Source organism: Novosphingobium sp. B-7 (assembly GCF_000410615.1).
GTDB lineage: Bacteria > Pseudomonadota > Alphaproteobacteria > Sphingomonadales > Sphingomonadaceae > Novosphingobium > Novosphingobium capsulatum.
The window spans coordinates 1-456 of sequence record NZ_KE148368.1; the positions used below are offsets into that span (position 1 = coordinate 1).

The following is a 456-nucleotide window of genomic DNA, read 5'->3' on the forward strand; positions in this document are numbered from 1 at the left end:
CTGGGTGCTGCTGCACCTGGCGTTCACCCCGCGCCGCGCCGTGGCGGCCAAGGGCGGCACCGTGCGCTTTGCCAGTCTCGTCGGTCGCGCCGAAATCTGGCTCGACGGCGTGCGCGTCGCGCTCAAGGCCGATCCCGCCCCGGCGCCGCTGGCCATCACCCTGCCGCCGGGTAATGGCGAACGCCTGCTCGATGTGCTGTTTGACAACCGCGTCACGCCCGGTCGCTGCGGCCTGGCCGGCATGGTCAGCCTCGGCACTTAAGCCGGCACCACGCCCCGCCCTGGCCACCGTTCATAGAATGGCTATTGACCGTTAAGGAAAAACTTGCGAGCCTAATATCAACTTGAAAGGTTGAGTTATGGCGAATCCGTTTCCGTTCCATGACTTGGCGCGGCGTGCCAGCCATGATGATCTGCCCGTGGCGATCATCGGCGGCGGGGTCAGCGGCACCCTGC

The 456-nt window shown here is 66.2% G+C and carries 1 protein-coding gene; it reads left to right on the forward strand.

Annotation, left to right across the window (positions count from 1 at the left end; genetic code table 11):
• Nucleotides 1-262 (forward strand): hypothetical protein (locus tag H926_RS33390; protein WP_043609766.1); only part of this gene is annotated, 262 nt, incomplete at its 5' end.
• Nucleotides 263-456: the final 194 nt, after the last annotated feature.